The sequence below is a fragment of the Fulvivirga sediminis genome, assembly GCF_016757215.1.
Taxonomy (GTDB): Bacteria; Bacteroidota; Bacteroidia; order Cytophagales; family Cyclobacteriaceae; genus Fulvivirga; species Fulvivirga sediminis.
This window is the reverse complement of sequence record NZ_JAESIY010000004.1, coordinates 245,279-261,468: the sequence shown is the minus strand read 5'-3', so window position 1 is coordinate 261,468 and position 16,190 is coordinate 245,279. Positions and strand designations below refer to the sequence as shown.

The following is a 16,190-nucleotide window of genomic DNA, read 5'->3' as shown; positions in this document are numbered from 1 at the left end:
CTACTTAGGTAATATAAATGCGTATTTTAAATGATTTTAGATAGGCGTGTAGAGTTGGCTATTGATCTCCCATAAAGAGTTGTATGGAGGATATTATCACATAAATTGGTTACAAAATATAATCGAAGTAATAACTATTGAAAAGATAAATTCTTTGATTATCAAATGATTAGCTTAGCTGTGATTGAGGTGATTAGGAGAGCAACTTATAGTTACGAATTCCAGATCTCCCAAGATTTTTCAGCTTGAATATGCAGCATTTCCAATCCATTCTTAGTGTTGCATCCCATGGTTTTACCATGAAGTAAAAATTGAGTTTCTTCAGGATTATATATTAGATCATAAAGAAAATGGTTCGCGGTGAGTTCGCTGTAAGGTATATCTGGATATTCTTCGGTATTAGGCGACATGCCTAAGGGAGTTGTATTGATAATTAGATTGAACCCTTTAATATAATCACTATTTAGCTTAAGAGTATTGTAGCTTATAGCTGTAGCAGAGTTTGTTCTAGATACATATTGAAAAGGAATATCCATTGATTGAAGAGCTGCAGCTACAGCTTTGCTAGCCCCACCTGTACCTAAAATCAGAGCTTTAAATTTATGCTTGCCAGGGAGCCATTGTTCTAAAGATTGTTTAAAGCCTAGAAAATCAGAGTTATAGCCAATAAGTTCTCCTCTTTCTATTTTTACCACATTTACCGCTCCTACTGCCTCTGCGGTTGGGTCAACGGAATTTAAGTATGGAAGAATCTCTTGCTTGTATGGTATAGTTACATTGAGACCTTTTAGCTCTGAGTGATCTTTAATCAAATTGGTCAACTGGCTAATATCTGCCAAAGGAAAAAGCTCATAAGTATAATTACTTAGACCTAGTTTCATGAATTTTTTAGAAAAGTAATCCTTGGAAAAGGAATGAGAGAGCTTTTTACCTATCAGACCAAATTCAACCATTATTTAGCTGGCTTTACTTTGTAGTTTGCTATTTTTTCAATCAAAACCACCAAAAGAATACCTACCGCTAAGAAGACTATGGATATCAAAATTTGAGGGTCTTTGTTGAAATGCTCCAAGTACTCAGTAGGAAGCACATTTTTGGTGAAAGATACCACTTGCTCTCCATGATGATTTACTCTGTAAGCAGTGGGTATTTTCCATGGCCATACTTTGTTAAGCGAGCCTAGCATAAAGCCGGCTAATAAGGCAATAGCTAGATTGTGATATTTTTTTAATAACCACGAAATAACTCTTACAAAAGAAAGCAAGCCAGTAACACAACCTGCTGCAAAAATTAGAATAGTTACAACGTCTAAATTGCTAAGTGCTTTAAATATGTACTCATATTTGCCTAAAACTAAAAGGATAAAGGAACCAGATATACCTGGTAAAATCATAGCACAAATAGCAATAGCGCCTGATATAAATATGAACCATGCATCAGTAGGCGTGTCGGCAGGTGTAGCTCCAGTTATAAAATAAGCGATAATTACACCTAAAATAAGCGATACAAATACACCAGCTTTCCACTCTTTTACTTCTCTTAATACTAAAATTGCAGAGATGATAATTAAACCAAAGAAAAATGACCATATTGGAATGGGGTGATTATCCAGGAGGTACAAAATGATTTTTGAAAGAGTAGCTAAACTGGTGATAATGCCCAGAAAAAGTGGCAACAAGAAGTTGCCATTAATCTTTTTCCAAAACTCTTTTATTTTAAACTTGAGCAATAATTTAAAGGCATCAAGATCTACAGCTTTAATAGAGTCTAGTAATTCTTCATAGATACCTGTTATAAATGCAATAGTACCACCTGATACACCCGGTACTACGTCAGCTCCACCCATACCTAAACCTTTAAGGTATATGAGTAAGCTCTTTTTATATTTGCTCATTAGATGTCGGAATTATAGGTTATTCTGTAATGAAAGAAAATGATTAAATGTATCTCCCCTTAATCCCAACCTGATTGTTTCTAGTGGTATTATTTCATTTGGAGCTATGTTTCCAAGGTTAACATTAGAGCCTAAAAGCTTAATGAACCACACTTGCTGTGCTTTTTGTGGAGCTTCCCAAATGATTTTTTCAAATGGTATTTTTGTTAAAATTTCCTGAACCAAACCGGATCTTACTTCTCCTGTAGATCTAAATAGGCCTACATTTCCACTTTCTCTTGCTTCACCGATAACCTTCCATGCTCCTGCATCTAGTTCTTCCTGCATCAGTTTAATCCACTGATATGGAGGAATGATTTTTTCTTCATCCTTGGAGCCAACTTCAGAAAGTACTGTGACTTGCTCAGAAAGCTTATGAATGTAATCACACTTTTTATCATGATCTAACTCAATAGAACCATCTGACACTTCTGCGTACTGTAAATCATATTTATCCAGCACTTTTCTGTAGTCATCAAATTGACCTCTTGTGATAAAAGCTTCAAATAAGGTTCCTCCAAAATATACAGGAATACCAGCATCGTGATAGACCTTGATTTTTTCTTTAAGATTTGGAGTTACATAGGACGTGGCCCAGCCAAATTTCACAATATCTACATAATCACCGCAGATGCTAATAAAATCTTCTGCTTCTCTTATGCTTAGACCTTTGTCCATGGCCATAGTAAAGCCATATTGCCTGGGCTTAATAGTGCGCTCAGGAACGTTTTTCAAAGTATAATTCATTATGAATTTTCTTTTCTAAATTGGTTAATGATTTTATACAATGCTTTTTGAGTTTCTAACCGAGGGAAAAACTCAAGAAGAACTTCATGCATATCAAAGTCCAAAATTAAGGCATTTTCTAGATAATTAAAGGCTTCTTTATATTTTCCGGCACTTATTAGATAAGCGGTAAGCCTGTAAAAATACTCAGGGGCGTCTGGAGCCTCTTCTAGGCCACTTAAAATGAGTTCAATTGCTTTTTCATATTCTCCTTGCTCGTAATAAATATAGGACCAGTCCATCCAGATTTCTTTGTCATCAGGAGTGAGCATACTTGCTTCTTCATAAGCATCTATGCTAGATACTATATTGCCTATATTATATTCTGTTTGTGCCACAGCCTTCCAGTACTCTGCATTTTCGTGGTCAAGTTTCAGTGCTTTATTGTAGAAATGCAAGGATTGATACCACTTTTCTTGTTGGAACAGGCATTTTCCTGCACCAAACCATGCTTCATCGTATAGATTATCTAATTTTGTAGCTTTTTGAAAGTATTTTAGACCTAACTCATATTGCTCCATGTTTTCATAAACAATGGCTATTTGACAATATACTTCGGGGCTAGGTCCTTCTATATCAAGAGTTTTTATATATGCATCTAGTGCTTTAGGAAATTTCTCCATTTGTAGGTAGGTATTTCCCATGTTAAAGTATGCTGAAGAGAAATTTTCTTCAATAACTACAGCATATTCGTAGGCTCCTATTGCATTTTCATATTCTCCAAGCTTGTTATATACTATGCCCAGGTTATACCAGGCAGCTTGAGAGTAAGGGTCAGCGTCTATAAATTTTTTATAGTACGAAATACTACTCTCCAATTCACCACAAAGGTCAAGGCAATAAGCTAACTCATAGAGGGCTCCATCATGCAGGATGTTTTCCTCAATGGCCGTTTTGTAGGCTTTGATAGCCTCTAAGTATTCTTCTTTGCTTTGATGAGCCAGTCCTATACTATAAAAAACTTCATCTCGCTCTTCAGTGAAAGGAAGTGCTTTGAGATAGGCTTCTATAGCGGCATCATAGTCTGCCCTCAAAGAAAATATTGATCCTTGTAGAAAGTATATTTCAGCATCATTAGGCTGGAATGATTCTGCTTTATCCAGTAATTCTAAAGCCTCATTGTATTCTTCTAGATTAGATAGTATTTGAGCCTTAGTGATGAGTAATTCTGTAGAGAATGGATACTGATCAGCTGCAATATTAACCGCTGTAAGGGCTTTTTTATATTGTCCTCTATCCAAGTAGATACCTATTATCTGTTCAAACCCTTCGAGTTCAAAAAAATAATTAGCTCTGTTTTTTATATGATCTTCGAACCTTTTTACGAGTTCGTTTTCTTCTTTTTTCTTAAAGTTTTCAGCCATTCAATCTCCTCGAAAAGTTTAAACAATTTAAATAAAATAATCTTTTTTTTTAAAAAAGATTAAAGGTGCATTTTAATTTGTATTCTTCTTCAAATAAAACTCGCAGATCCAATCAATGGTATCAGAAAGAGGCACAAAGGTATAATTTAGTTCACTCTTGATCTTGCTATTATCAAAGTATATTTTGTTTTTACTAAGTCTCGCTGTCTCTTTGGTTATAACGGGCTCTTTACTAGAGAATAACGATTTTATTTTCTGCAGAATTAGCGCTGTCATGGTCATCCATTTTCCTGCTTTTATATTTGGCGCTTTTTTGTTCATTTTTTCTGCCGTTAACTCGAAAAAATCTTTATAGCTCAGAGCTCCTCCGTTAAGAATATATCTGCTTCCACTTAAACGGGTGTCGAGCATTTTTATTATTATGTTTACAACATCCCTGAGATCAACATAGTTTAAAGTCCCTTCAGTATAGAATGGCTTTTCATCCCATACATATTTTATCAGCTTAGCACTACTTTTTTCCCAGTCACCAGGGCCAAGTATAAGAGATGGGTTTAAAATGACAGCATTTAGCCCTTCTGCCATACCTCTCCATACTTCTAATTCCGCTTGATATTTAGTTTCTGCGTAGCGGGTAGACCAAGCTCCATTATCCCATTTTTCAGATTCATCAATAGTACCGGAGGGTTTGGATCTGCCAATAGCAGCTACAGAACTGAGATGAATAAAGTATTCTATGTTTGCTGATAATGATAGGTTGACAAGGTTTTCAGTGCCTTCTACATTAACTCTATATATCTTGTCTTTTTCTTTGGGAGAGTAAGAAACTATAGCGGCACAATGAATAATAATATTTACTTTTTCTATGATAGGCTCTAGCTCTTGAGGGTTTCTCAAATCACCATGCTCTAGCTGAATGGAGTCTTTGATATCACTTAAGAGGCTGAGATCACTAGTTTTTCTTACCAAACCAATAAAGGGCAGTTTGCGTTGTAAGAGCATTCTGCATACATAACTACCTACCAGGCCGTTGGCTCCTGTTACTAAAATCATTATAGACGCTCGTTTAGTAGTGGCAAATCTAACGCCTTTTTATAATATTTCTCAGTCACTGATTTTTGCATTACGGCAAAGTGCTTAAGGTTATGGCAATCACTACCGATGAAATGTACTAAGCCTTTGTCTACTAATTTTTCAGCAGTCTTTTTCACTTCTTTAGAATAGTAGCCTGAGAAGGAATTGATGTTCACTTGCATGAGTACCCCTCTATTAATGAGGTCTTCTATTTTAGAAAAATCGCTATGAATATAAGCGTAGCGTTCCGGATGTGCCATAATTGGGTTTAGTCCTTTTGATTTGGCTTCAAAAATGAATTCTTGAAGGTAAAACGGCTCATTCATAAACGAGGTTTCAAAAAGGAAATAGTTGTCGCCGAAGGTGAGGAGCTTTTCCGGTTTTTTAGAAACCATTTCGACTAGGTTTTCATCTAAATAATATTCGGCACTGGCCTGCAAGTCTATATCTATCTCATTCTCTTGGATTTCCTTTTGTAAGGACTTGAGTTGATCCAAAATGGTCTCAGGTGTATTATCATAGAAATCATACATCACATGTGGGGTTGTTATGATTTTATTATATCCTAAGCTTTTGAGACCTTTAATGATTTCTAATGCTTCTGAGAAACTCTCTACACCATCATCTAACTGTGGCAGTAAGTGAGAGTGAAGATCCGTTTTAAGAAACTTTTTAGGGCTAGTATTTTTCTTTTTGAATATGTTAAACACCTTTTATGAATGCGTGCTTTATTTTGTTAATGAACCCTTTTGGTTTTTCTTCATAATAACCATAACCATAGCTTCTGGCTCCTACTATTGAAGTAGCATTCATGATTACGGCCAAGTTATTAAAGTTATTTACCTTAACCAGTTTGTTTAAGGTGTTCATAAAGATTTTTTTTGAATAATTTGATCTAACAATATACAGACTTAGATCGGCTTTTTTCATAGCAATAACGCCATCAGTAACTAAACCTACCGGAGGTGTGTCTAGCACTATTACATCATAGTGTAGCTTTAATTCCTCCAAGAGCTGATCGAATTCGCCATTAATTAACAATTCTGATGGATTTGGAGGGGTAGGGCCTGATGGGATAAAGTCCAGATTTTCGATTTCGGATTTTTGGATAGATTCTGCTATTGTATGTCTATCTATTAAAATGGTGCTAACGCCTTTGGATGACTCTTCTCTATTGAATGCTGAGTGAACCCGTGGTTTGCGCATATCTAAGTCTAAAACTATTACCTTCTTTTTAGAGGCAGCTATTATACCACTTAGGTTAACAGAAATGAAAGTTTTACCCTCTCCACTAACCGTGGAAGTTACAGCAATAACCTTCTTCTTATTTTTTGGGATAAGAAATTCAATATTGGTTCTTATGGTTCTTAAAGATTCGCTTACAGCCGACTTAGGTCTTTTGTTGATGATTAGCTGAGTTTCAACTATTTTCTCCTGGCTTTTAGGTACACTGCCAAGTATTGGTGCGTTGGTGAGTCTTTCAAGCTCTTTTACTCCGTTTATACGATTATGAAGAACATATCTCAGCATCACAAAAATAAAGCTTAGCACAAGTCCGGTAACCATGCCTATTCCTTGGATAATTCTCACATTGGGAGAAATGGGAATGGAGGGTATGAAAGCCGGTGATAGGATTTTGAAGTCTGTGGTAGTACCTGCTTGAGCAATTTGATACTGGGCTTTGCTTTGCATCAAAGAGAGGTAAAATTCTTCATATAGATTAAAGAAACGCTCGTTTTTGTTATATTCAGTGCTTTTTTCAGGTAATTTGGCAAAATCCTGTTTTAATCTGCTTTGTCTATCGTTGAGGCGGATTAAGTCTTTCTGATAGTTTTCTTTAAGGCTTTCAAGGTGTGATGTTAAACTGTTTTGGAGCTCCGCAATTTGTAAATTCACTCTTTTTACCGCGTAGGTACTGTCACTGTAAGAGAGCTGAATGTTTTTCTTTTTCTTGACCAAATCCTGAAGTTCATGAAGCTTATCTTGAAAGGATATAGGAAAAGCACTTAAATTGTTGTTAAGAAGCTCTTCGCTCGATTCATTTTTTACTTTGGTAAGTAAGTCAGCCGTTATATTTATTTTTTTGTTAAGCTCATATTTTTGTGAATCGAGCATGTTTATGAGCATTATAGTTTGCCTAAGATCATTGTCAAGGTCATTCGTTCTGTTCTCAATAGTGAAGTTTTCAAAATAATTTTCATAGCCCTCAAGGTGCATTTCTATTTGTCTCAGCTCTTTATTTAGCCACTCTATCTTTTGATTATTTTCAAGGTTTTTTTCTTGTTCTGTATAGTTAAGGTAGAGTGTGTCGATAGCGTTTACAAGGTCCTTCGCCTTTTGTGGATTATAATCTCTAAATCCTACCTTAATAGTATTAGCCTGGAGGTTTAGAGGTTCAACAGAAATGTTTCTAGCCAAATATTGAATCTGGGCTTCTTTGCTGTTTATAACAAAAAAGAAATTTTGATCACCCTTAGGCTCGTAATAATTGGTGAGAGATATGCTCAAATCTATGAGCTCAGTACTTACTTTCTGGTCAAAGCGATATTTTTGGTCATAATCTTCGTTTTCAGAGCCTGTGAAGTTGATCGTGTAGTTTTTATCATCAAGAATTTTCAGATAAATCCTTCTGTCATAGAGCGATGGATCTTTTAAAGTGTAAGAAACAACAAAAGGGGAAGTTCTAAATTTCTCGTCTATAAGTACATTACCAGAGGTGTAATAGCTAATGCTTAAATCAATGGTTTGGATAACTTTATCGAAGAAAAGTCGTGATTTGAGTAGTTCGATTTCGCCAGAAATGACATTGATATTTGAATTGTCGTTAATGCCCGGCAGACCTAATTCGGAAGCTTCTGATTTTACATCTAATTTTAATTCTGATTGAGACTCATACAGAGGTTTGGTCCATCTTACATAGAGGTAGGCGATAACATTGGTGGTAAGGAGTATAAGCATTATCCAGATTATACTTTTTCTGAATACTGCATATGCTTTATCTTGGTCAAAAGCTTCTAAAGATTTGTTAGATTCCTTTTCCACGTTAATTATTAAGGCTGATTATTACAGCTACTAGAGATGCTACACTGCTTAAAATTGAAATTATGGGGCCATTGTCTCTGATAAACTCAGTAAATGGCTTTTTCAATGGTTCAATGTAGATAATGTCTCCGTTTTGTACTATCATGTTTGACTTTAAGTACCCGTCTATGGTAGATAAATTAATCAAATATACTTCTTCTCCTCTTAGTAACCTGATATTATTGACTTTAGCTGTTTCTTTGATGGATTTAGAAAGAGCAATTATCTCAGTTACTTTTAAATTTTCATTCTCTAAAGGGATTACTTCTCCACCCTGATCTGAGCCGAGTAAGGTTACTCTTTTGTTTAGAAAAGTTAATCTTACAAAAGGTTCTGTATAAAACTTAGCGTACTTTTTTGCAATAATTTGTTCTGCATCAGCTATGGAAAAACCTTGTAACATTAAAGGCTCTAACATAGGGAATTTGACAAAGCCATCCACATTTACTAAGTACTTAATGCCTGCAGTGGGTGATGCTGTATTGCTTTCTGAAGATTTTCCTGTCTGGGTTAATTGATTTTCAGGGTCAATAAGTTGCTCTCCGTTTTGGGTGTAAACGGAAAGCTTAAGGTAGTCATTACACTCTATGACATAGTTACTTTCTGCTTTTAAAACCTCTTCGTTGAGCTTTGAAAGCTTATTGTCATATTCTTTGAACATTACGGTGTTCTTAGAGGCTCCACATGAGCACAAGGTAAGAATGACTCCGAAAAAAAATAAGTTCTTCAAATTGTTGCGCTAGTTAATTTAAAACAGCCTTTTCAAATTCAGCTAAAGTTGGTAGTTCTAGGTCCTTATCTGAAACAATAGGTGTGCTTACTTGCCAATCAATATTTAAATCAGTGTCATTATAAATAATACCACTTTCAGATTCTTTATGATAGAGGTTACTGCATTTATAACTGAAAATGCTGTCTTCCAGTGCCGCAAAGCCATGAGCAAAACCATCAGGTACCATTAGGGCATTGTTTTTATCACTTTCCAGTAAGCAATAATATACTTGCTTGTAAGTTTTGGAGTCGGGACGTAAGTCTACTACAACATCTAGCACCTTCCCTGTTACAACTCTTACAAGTTTAGCCTGAGCATAAGGGGCATGTTGCAGATGCAGCCCTCGAATGACATTTTTTTTAGAGAATGACTGGTTGTCTTGAACAAAATTGTAATTTATTCCAGATTCGCTTAATTTTTTCTCATTGTAAGATTCGAAGAAAAAACCTCTGTCATCATTAAAAATGCTTGGATGTATTTCATATAGGCCAGATATGCCGGTTTCTTTAATGGTCATTGGTGGATTAGTTTATCGATTAGTACACAATAAACCTCTAAGTTAGCATTAGAGTTCTGAGAATTAAAGCTTATCTATTAAATTCTGCTATGGATTTTAGGTATCTGTCAATAACTATTTGCTCGCTAAACTCCTTTTCGACCTTTTTCCTTCCGTTTACGCCGAAGGTTTCTATTTCTTTGTCTGTTAAAACGCTCATATTATGCATTTTTAGAGCAAGATCATCTGCATTTTTGAGTTCACATAAGAAACCATTATAATTATTTTCAACTACGTTGTTACATCCTGGTACGTCCGTGGCTATTATAGGCTTGGCAGAACTGGCTGCTTCTAGCAAGGTTCTGGGAGTCCCTTCTCTATATGAGGGTAATACGATGCAATCTGCATTTTTTATAAAAAACCTTACATCATTGGTGGTGCCTAGATACTCAATGGTGTTTGAGGTTATCCACTCGTCGATGATTTCAGTTTTAATGCCTCTCTTGTGTTCTGGGTCTTTCGCTCCTAATATTTGGAAGCGAGCATTGAGCCCGGATTTTTTTAACTGTTTTACGGCATTTATAAATTCTATGACGCCTTTATCATGAATAAGTCTTGAGATGAGGAGGAACGTAAATGGAGTATTTCTCTGAAAGGCCATAGGAGGGAAGTGGGTTAAGTCAATTCCTGATCCTGGAATTACATCACTTATCCCTTTTTTTATGAGTTTCTTTTCTATAAATAAATCATAGTCATGGTGGTTTTGAAAGAACACTTTTTTAGGGAACCTGAAGGCAATTTTATACATCAATAAGGCAATTGAAGACACTATGCCTTTTTGTAAAAACACAGTTCCTAGCCCACATACGTTGTTTATGGCTGGGAATTTTAAAGACGCAGCAGCCATGGTACCATAGATGTTTGGTTTTATAGTGTAGTGCAATATGATGTCAGGCTGAATTTCTTTATAAATACCCCTTAGTTCTAGAAATAAAGCAAAATCTTTGATTGGATTAGCGCCTCGGCTATCCATTTTAACCGGATGGAAAATACATCCAGCCTCTTTGATCTTATGCGTGTAGTCATCCACCGGAGCGACAACATATACCGTATGATTTTGCTCTTGTAATGCTTTGATCAGATTCATTCTGAAGTTATAGACATTCCAAGATGTGTTTAATACAATAGCAACCTTCATTCCACCAGCTAGTAATTCTTTAAACTAAATAAATTTCCTCGCGTTATTCTATAAATTTGAATTGAGGGAAAACTTATTTTAGTTTTATATCAAAATTGTTTTTTAAGTAACCATTTCTTACATGAGCGTAAGCATCCTGTAATATTATTTAAGTTAAACATATTCCCTAATATTGTAAATTAAATTATTATTATCTTTAATAGAATATGGATACAGTGAGTAGAAATAAAGATGAGAAGGGTGTGCTGGTAACTGTAGCGGAAAAAGGGCTTGACGAGGTGATTATTAATGAACACCTGGATGAGTTGGCATTTTTAGCTTCTACGGCACATATTACTACGGAGAAAGTCTTTATCCAAAAATTGGATAAGCCTGATATAAAGTCTTTTGTAGGAAAAGGTAAATTAGAAGAGATAAAGCAATATATCATTAGCAGAGATATTGATATTGTTATTTTTGACGATGATTTATCGCCAAGTCAGTTGAGGAACCTCGAGAGAGAGCTCAATTGCAAATTGTACGACAGAAGTTTATTGATCCTAGATATATTTCTTAATAGAGCCCAAACTGCGCAAGCAAAAACCCAAGTAGAGCTGGCCAGGTATCAGTATCTTATGCCTAGGCTTACCAGAATGTGGACTCACTTGGAAAGGCAGCGTGGAGGAACAGGTACTCGTGGTGGTGCTGGTGAGAAAGAAATTGAAACAGATAGGCGAAATATCAGGAATCAGATATCTGTATTAAAGAAGAAGCTGGAGAAAATAGAAAAGCAAAACGAGGTACAGCGAAAATCAAGAAGTGGGATAGTGAGAGTGGCTCTAGTGGGCTATACAAACGTAGGTAAATCTACTTTAATGACTCTATTAAGTAAGAGTGATGTAAAAGCAGAAGATAAGCTATTCGCTACTGTAGATGCTACTGTTAGAAAGGTAGTTTTTGAGAATATTCCTTTTTTATTATCAGATACGGTAGGTTTTATACGCAAGTTACCTCATCACCTTATAGAATCTTTTAAGTCTACCTTGGCAGAGGTAAAAGAGGCAGATATATTATTACATGTGGTAGATGTGGCTCATCCTGCGTTTGAAGATCATATCAAGGTAGTGAAAGAGACATTGAAAGAGCTTGAGGCACTTGATAAACCCACTATCTATGTGTTTAATAAAGTGGATCTATTGGAAGATGAGGTGAGAGAGGGAGTGGAAAATATGCATATTGCTAATATTGCTAATGATGATGAGAGAGTTTTCATCTCTGCCGAAAAGAAGATCAACATAGATCAACTTAGAGAGAAGATATTAATAGCAACGAAAAATAAACATTATCAGATTTATCCTAATTCTCTGAGTGATGTTACATGGTAATTATGTCGTCTTTAATTAAAGACGCATAATTTCTTTAACAGCTTTAAGCTGAGTGACTACTTTTTCATGTTGATTTAGAACCTCACTAAGTTCACTAATAATTTCTTGAGTGAGTTCTTTTAAGTCGTTATAGGCAGATTCCTTTTCACCTTTATTAAAATCTCGCTGAATATTACCTAATGCCTGTAAATATAGTGAGATGTCTTTTAAAGATGCCGTAGAAGTGGGTTCTTGATTATTCGTTTTTTCGTATAGTTCATTTACGCTTACATCCAGGATGTTGGCCAGTACATTTAATACATCCATATCCGGGGCAGTTTTACCATTTTCCCAGGAAGATATAGTTCCTTGTCTGAATTTTTTACCTATACGCTTGTATACTTCATTTCGCAGGTCATGCTGGGTTAGCCCTTTCTTCTTGCGGAAAAAAGCAATTTTATTTGCAGTAGTCGTCAAAGTAATAACACCTTAATTAGAGTTAATGATAGTGAGTTTTGCTAAAATAAACTATTTAGAATTTTAAATATAAGAAAAAATATTATTGTTCCATTTCCGATACACTATGAAAAAAAATGAATGGAATGAAGAATATTTTGGTTAAAAATACGATATATATTTTGAGTAATACGTATAAAAACTTACATTTGGTTGAATAAAAATTCTATATAGCGTTTATTTGAAGTGTAATTAATCACTAAAACGTATATTTCATCAACTAAACCTTAAATACCGAGATGATATCAATAGACAACTATCCGCGTTTAGAATTTTTTGTTCACTCAGCTCAAGGAGATCTTATAGAAGAGTCCTTTAAGCATGTAGAAAAGCTACCAATATGCTGGGTGGCTTGTGAGGAGCTGGAAATAGAGTATGGAAAGATCTTTGAAGAGATTGGATTGGAAGTGGAAATGAATGGAGGTCAGCTGTTTTACACAGATATGCACACTAAAGAAGTTATTGCAAAGATTTCGTTTAGTCAGGATTTAGTAGATATGAGAATAACAGCCTAAAGAGGCTTTTAAGATATTAAAAATACCCACCTGGGTTTAGGTTGAACGTCATCTAGAGGAGGTAAAACGTTATCTCCTCGGATGACATTCTTTTTATAGGGTACTGGGTTTTTTACTAAAAACGTCTCTAACTTGGCTTAAAAGAAAATTTCATTAACTTTGCGATCCATTAAATAAGCCGGCCCCGTAGTTCAATGGATAGAATAAGAGTTTCCTAAACTCCAGATACAGGTTCGATTCCTGTCGGGGCTACAAAATCTAATCATCCAATAATAATCGACCTTTTTATTATAAGTATTTGATTATCAATGACTTTTCATATTTCTTTGAAAGCCCTTCTCATAATGATTACAGCTCTTTTCTTGTAGAAGATTCCCAAAACGGAGGATTTTATGTCGGTTTACATGACATGATTTATTTTGAGACCGACATTTCTCATGGTAAGCAGTTAGAGCGCAAGGGCCATATGAAGATACGATAGACAGACCATTGCTGACCCACAGAGGATTGTTTTGCCTCAACTCACGAATGGGACTTGCATAAACGCAGCTGTATTTATTGATGACAGTCCGGCTTAGGTCTTCTATGGTAATGGAGAATGTTATTATGCCAACCTCAAAAAAAATTGATTGAGATAGATGGGTAATATTAAACAAGTGAAATTTTAAGGGTTTGAATTTACAGAAGCTCCATGGTTACATAAGTATGAAGGGATGCATTACTTGTCCTATGCAGAAAGGCAGGCCTGTCAGAAAGTTTGAGCTTAGTCTGCTTTCTGCAGGTACAAGGCCTTTCAAATGTGCTTAACTTTTGATAAAATGGTCTTTGTCTTTTTACTGAAATAGCAATCCTAATTGCCTTTCATGAGCAATATTGTATGGATTTAAGCCCTTATAGTAAATTAGAAGTTGAAATTCGCCGGGTTTGGTCCTAGCCGTCTATCTTGGTTAAGGTTGTCTATTTCTTGCATATCCTTCTCCGATAGTTGAAAGTCAAATATATTCGCATTTTCCTCTATTCTGTCAGGGTTTGAGCTTTTCGGTATAGTAGCTATTCCTTTTTGCAGATCCCACCTTAAAATTACCTGAGCTACTGTTTTATTATATTTATTTCCTATTGCTGCTAATGCTTCATTATTTAAGTCACCCTGCATGAGAGGACTCCATGCTTGTGTTTTTATTTCATTTCGATGACAGAAATCAATAAGATCTTGCTGTATTAGCTTAGGGTGGAACTCGAATTGATTAACCATAGGCTTGATCTTACAAGTTTGGAAAAGATCTTCAAGGTGATCCGTTAAAAAATTGCTAACACCTATGGCCTTTATTTTCCCTTCTTCATAAAGAGTTTCTAAGGCTCTCCAAGTGTCTTGGTATTTTTCTTTTACGGGCCAGTGGATTAAAAAAAGGTCAAGATATTTGAAGTCTAACTCGTTTAAAGAGTGATGAAAGGCCTTTATTGTGGAGTCGTAGCCCTGATCGCTATTCCATACTTTACTGGTAATAAATATCTCTTCTCTTTTAAGAGGGGAGGAGGCAATGGCTTTACCTACACCTTTTTCGTTTTTATACATAGCAGCTGTATCAATAGCTCTATAACCTGTAAATAGAGCATGTTTTACGGCTTGTATTACTTCATCTCCTTTGGCTTTATATACCCCCAGGCCCAAATAGGGCATTTCTACTCCATTTTTAAGCGATAGGGTTCCGTTTAGGTTAGATATATTCATGGTGTTAATCTTAATAATTAGTTTTTCTTATAAAAATCAACAACTTTTTCATACGCTTGTTTACGCTGTAGATTTTGATCAAATAACAGCGGATAGTTTTTTCTACCTGGCACCGGGTAGGTATCAAGCCAGCTGTATTGATCTGAAATATTCCAGAAAGTAACTCCGGTTAGCGTATTTTTATAATCTCTAAAAACTCTAAAGAACATCTCATATTGATCAGTTTGGCGCTTTTTTAGCTCAGGAGTATAGTCATCTTTTTCTCCTTCCCTTTTTTCGCGAACATTCTTTTCCCAAGGGTATATAGAAACATCTAGTTCTGTGATTTGTACCTTCAAACCTAGTGAGGAGTAGCTGTCAATGGCTTGTCTTAGTTCATTTTCTGTGGGTTCAAATATGGACCAGTGTCCCTGTATGCCAACTCCATCAATTGGCACTTCGTTATCTATAAGTTTTTTTAAAAATTTATAGAGTCGTCGTCTTTTTTCAGGCCTTACTATGTTATAATCATTGTAGAAAAGCTTAGCGTTAGGATCAGCTTCATGAGCATACTGAAAGGCCTTGGCTACGAATTCTTCACCACTGATCTGATACCATTCAGATTCTCTGAAAATTTTTGTAGAATCATCAGCTACAGCTTCATTTACTACATCCCAGGCATAAATATCTCCTTTGTATCTTTTAACCACGGTGTAGATGTGCTCCTTAAGTCTTTTTAATAAAGCCTTCTTGCCTATTGTATTCCCTAGGCTATCGGTAAATAGCCAATCTGGAGTTTGTTGATGCCAGCATAGTGCATGCCCGCGTAGTTTCATGTTATTTTTTCTGGCAAAAGCCACGATTTTATCAGCATCTTTCCAATAATAGGTGTTAGGCTCAGGGTGAATTGGTCCCATTTTCATGACATTTTCAGGCGTCATACTATTAAACTCATTGATGATTAGTTTTGATTGCTCGCCCTCGAGTGCCTCTGGATATACAGCGACGCCTACTGGAAAGTAATCCTGATAATAATCCTTTAAACCCATTATAGAGTCTGTAGACGAATGTGAAGAAGTTTCTTTTGCTCCTTTCTGACAGGATAGGAAGACAGACATGAAAATAAGAATAAAAAATATTGTACTGATATTCAGTGAGCTGTGGTTGTTCATTTCTAAGTATGATAGATTTTCATTAATTTAAACAATCGATTGCGTAAACGAAAATAAAGAGTTAGTTTAAACTCAGCAAAGGATTGAAATTTTGATTTAGTTCGATAAAACATGAAACTAAATGATTATCTAATTTTAGAAATTAAATTTTATTTTTTTATCATTTCATAAATTATATATTTGTGTACAATCGATTGCACAACTCTTTTTGTGCTTGTAGAAATCGATTGAG

15 protein-coding genes and 1 tRNA gene are annotated in these 16,190 nt (G+C 35.4%); 3 read left to right on the top strand and 13 right to left on the bottom strand.

Going from position 1 to position 16,190, the window contains the following annotated elements; all coding sequences use genetic code 11:
* Window positions 1-212: 212 nt before the first annotated feature.
* From JL102_RS08875 to JL102_RS08830, 10 genes are all read right to left on the bottom strand, one after another.
* The gene (locus tag JL102_RS08875) at window positions 213-953 is read right to left on the bottom strand and encodes a shikimate dehydrogenase family protein (protein WP_202244032.1); all 741 of its coding nucleotides are present in this window, start codon (window positions 951-953) and stop codon (window positions 213-215) included.
* Window positions 953-1,894, bottom strand: coding sequence for a DUF368 domain-containing protein (locus tag JL102_RS08870; RefSeq protein ID WP_202244031.1), 942 nt, complete (start codon window positions 1,892-1,894; stop codon window positions 953-955). Before JL102_RS08870 ends, JL102_RS08875 begins: the two co-directional genes overlap by 1 nt.
* A 12-nt stretch (window positions 1,895-1,906) precedes the next feature.
* Window positions 1,907-2,680: a phosphosulfolactate synthase gene (locus tag JL102_RS08865; protein WP_202244030.1), complete on the bottom strand. Its 774-nt coding sequence runs from the start codon at window positions 2,678-2,680 to the stop codon at window positions 1,907-1,909.
* Entirely contained in the window at window positions 2,680-4,083 is a 1,404-nt protein-coding gene (locus JL102_RS08860) for a tetratricopeptide repeat protein (RefSeq protein WP_202244029.1), read from the bottom strand. The genes JL102_RS08865 and JL102_RS08860 overlap by 1 nt, the downstream gene beginning before the upstream one ends.
* Window positions 4,084-4,155: 72 nt before the next feature.
* Window positions 4,156-5,136, bottom strand: coding sequence for an NAD-dependent epimerase/dehydratase family protein (locus JL102_RS08855; RefSeq protein WP_202244028.1), 981 nt, complete (start codon window positions 5,134-5,136; stop codon window positions 4,156-4,158).
* A complete protein-coding gene (locus JL102_RS08850) occupies window positions 5,136-5,867 on the bottom strand; it encodes a tyrosine-protein phosphatase (protein WP_202244027.1) in 732 nt (243 codons plus the stop codon). Before JL102_RS08850 ends, JL102_RS08855 begins: the two co-directional genes overlap by 1 nt.
* Window positions 5,860-8,199: a GumC family protein gene (locus JL102_RS23995; protein ID WP_202244026.1), complete on the bottom strand. Its 2,340-nt coding sequence runs from the start codon at window positions 8,197-8,199 to the stop codon at window positions 5,860-5,862. The genes JL102_RS08850 and JL102_RS23995 overlap by 8 nt, the downstream gene beginning before the upstream one ends.
* Window position 8,200: 1 nt before the next feature.
* Complete coding sequence (locus JL102_RS08840) at window positions 8,201-8,968, bottom strand: polysaccharide biosynthesis/export family protein (RefSeq protein ID WP_202244025.1); 768 nt, start codon at window positions 8,966-8,968, stop codon at window positions 8,201-8,203.
* Between the two features lie 13 nt (window positions 8,969-8,981).
* Entirely contained in the window at window positions 8,982-9,527 is a 546-nt protein-coding gene (gene rfbC / locus JL102_RS08835) for a dTDP-4-dehydrorhamnose 3,5-epimerase (protein WP_202244024.1), read from the bottom strand.
* Between the two features lie 70 nt (window positions 9,528-9,597).
* Window positions 9,598-10,704 (bottom strand): glycosyltransferase family 4 protein, encoded by a 1,107-nt coding sequence (locus tag JL102_RS08830; RefSeq protein ID WP_202244023.1) that lies wholly within the window; start codon window positions 10,702-10,704, stop codon window positions 9,598-9,600.
* A gap of 206 nt (window positions 10,705-10,910) precedes the next feature.
* Here JL102_RS08830 and hflX point away from each other — a divergent pair, with 206 nt between their 5' ends.
* A complete protein-coding gene (gene hflX, locus JL102_RS08825; RefSeq protein WP_202244022.1) occupies window positions 10,911-12,068 on the top strand; it encodes a GTPase HflX in 1,158 nt (385 codons plus the stop codon).
* A 15-nt stretch (window positions 12,069-12,083) separates the two neighbouring features.
* Here hflX and JL102_RS08820 read toward each other — a convergent pair whose 3' ends face one another.
* Complete coding sequence (locus JL102_RS08820) at window positions 12,084-12,524, bottom strand: helix-turn-helix domain-containing protein (RefSeq protein WP_202244021.1); 441 nt, start codon at window positions 12,522-12,524, stop codon at window positions 12,084-12,086.
* Between the two features lie 278 nt (window positions 12,525-12,802).
* Between JL102_RS08820 and JL102_RS08815 the strand changes: the two genes are divergently transcribed.
* Both JL102_RS08815 and JL102_RS08810 read left to right on the top strand, forming a co-directional pair.
* Window positions 12,803-13,078 (top strand): hypothetical protein, encoded by a 276-nt coding sequence (locus tag JL102_RS08815; protein ID WP_202244020.1) that lies wholly within the window; start codon window positions 12,803-12,805, stop codon window positions 13,076-13,078.
* Window positions 13,079-13,258: 180 nt separating this feature from the next.
* Window positions 13,259-13,330 (top strand) — tRNA-Arg (locus JL102_RS08810).
* A 649-nt stretch (window positions 13,331-13,979) separates the two neighbouring features.
* On the opposite strand, the gene JL102_RS08805 is transcribed toward JL102_RS08810, so the two are convergent.
* Together JL102_RS08805 and JL102_RS08800 are read right to left on the bottom strand one after the other, a co-directional pair.
* Entirely contained in the window at window positions 13,980-14,807 is an 828-nt protein-coding gene (locus JL102_RS08805) for an aldo/keto reductase (protein ID WP_202244019.1), read from the bottom strand.
* Between the two features lie 17 nt (window positions 14,808-14,824).
* On the bottom strand, window positions 14,825-15,904 hold the full coding sequence (locus JL102_RS08800; RefSeq protein ID WP_202244018.1) for an endo-1,4-beta-xylanase: 1,080 nt from the start codon (window positions 15,902-15,904) through the stop codon (window positions 14,825-14,827).
* Window positions 15,905-16,190: the final 286 nt, after the last annotated feature.

Bases quoted from the DNA above. Each gene is read 5' to 3' on its own strand.
- JL102_RS08800 (WP_202244018.1), bottom strand. From the start codon at position 15,904: ATGTCTGTCTTCCTATCCTGTCAGAAAGGAGCAAAAGAAACTTCTTCA.
- JL102_RS08860 (WP_202244029.1), bottom strand. From the start codon at position 4,083: ATGGCTGAAAACTTTAAGAAAAAAGAAGAAAACGAACTCGTAAAAAGG.
- JL102_RS08830 (WP_202244023.1), bottom strand. From the start codon at position 10,704: ATGAAGGTTGCTATTGTATTAAACACATCTTGGAATGTCTATAACTTC.
- JL102_RS08870 (WP_202244031.1), bottom strand. From the start codon at position 1,894: ATGAGCAAATATAAAAAGAGCTTACTCATATACCTTAAAGGTTTAGGT.
- hflX (WP_202244022.1), top strand. From the start codon at position 10,911: ATGGATACAGTGAGTAGAAATAAAGATGAGAAGGGTGTGCTGGTAACT.
- JL102_RS08815 (WP_202244020.1), top strand. From the start codon at position 12,803: ATGATATCAATAGACAACTATCCGCGTTTAGAATTTTTTGTTCACTCA.
- JL102_RS08865 (WP_202244030.1), bottom strand. From the start codon at position 2,680: ATGAATTATACTTTGAAAAACGTTCCTGAGCGCACTATTAAGCCCAGG.
- JL102_RS08855 (WP_202244028.1), bottom strand. From the start codon at position 5,136: ATGATTTTAGTAACAGGAGCCAACGGCCTGGTAGGTAGTTATGTATGC.
- JL102_RS08805 (WP_202244019.1), bottom strand. From the start codon at position 14,807: ATGAATATATCTAACCTAAACGGAACCCTATCGCTTAAAAATGGAGTA.
- JL102_RS08875 (WP_202244032.1), bottom strand. From the start codon at position 953: ATGGTTGAATTTGGTCTGATAGGTAAAAAGCTCTCTCATTCCTTTTCC.
- rfbC (WP_202244024.1), bottom strand. From the start codon at position 9,527: ATGACCATTAAAGAAACCGGCATATCTGGCCTATATGAAATACATCCA.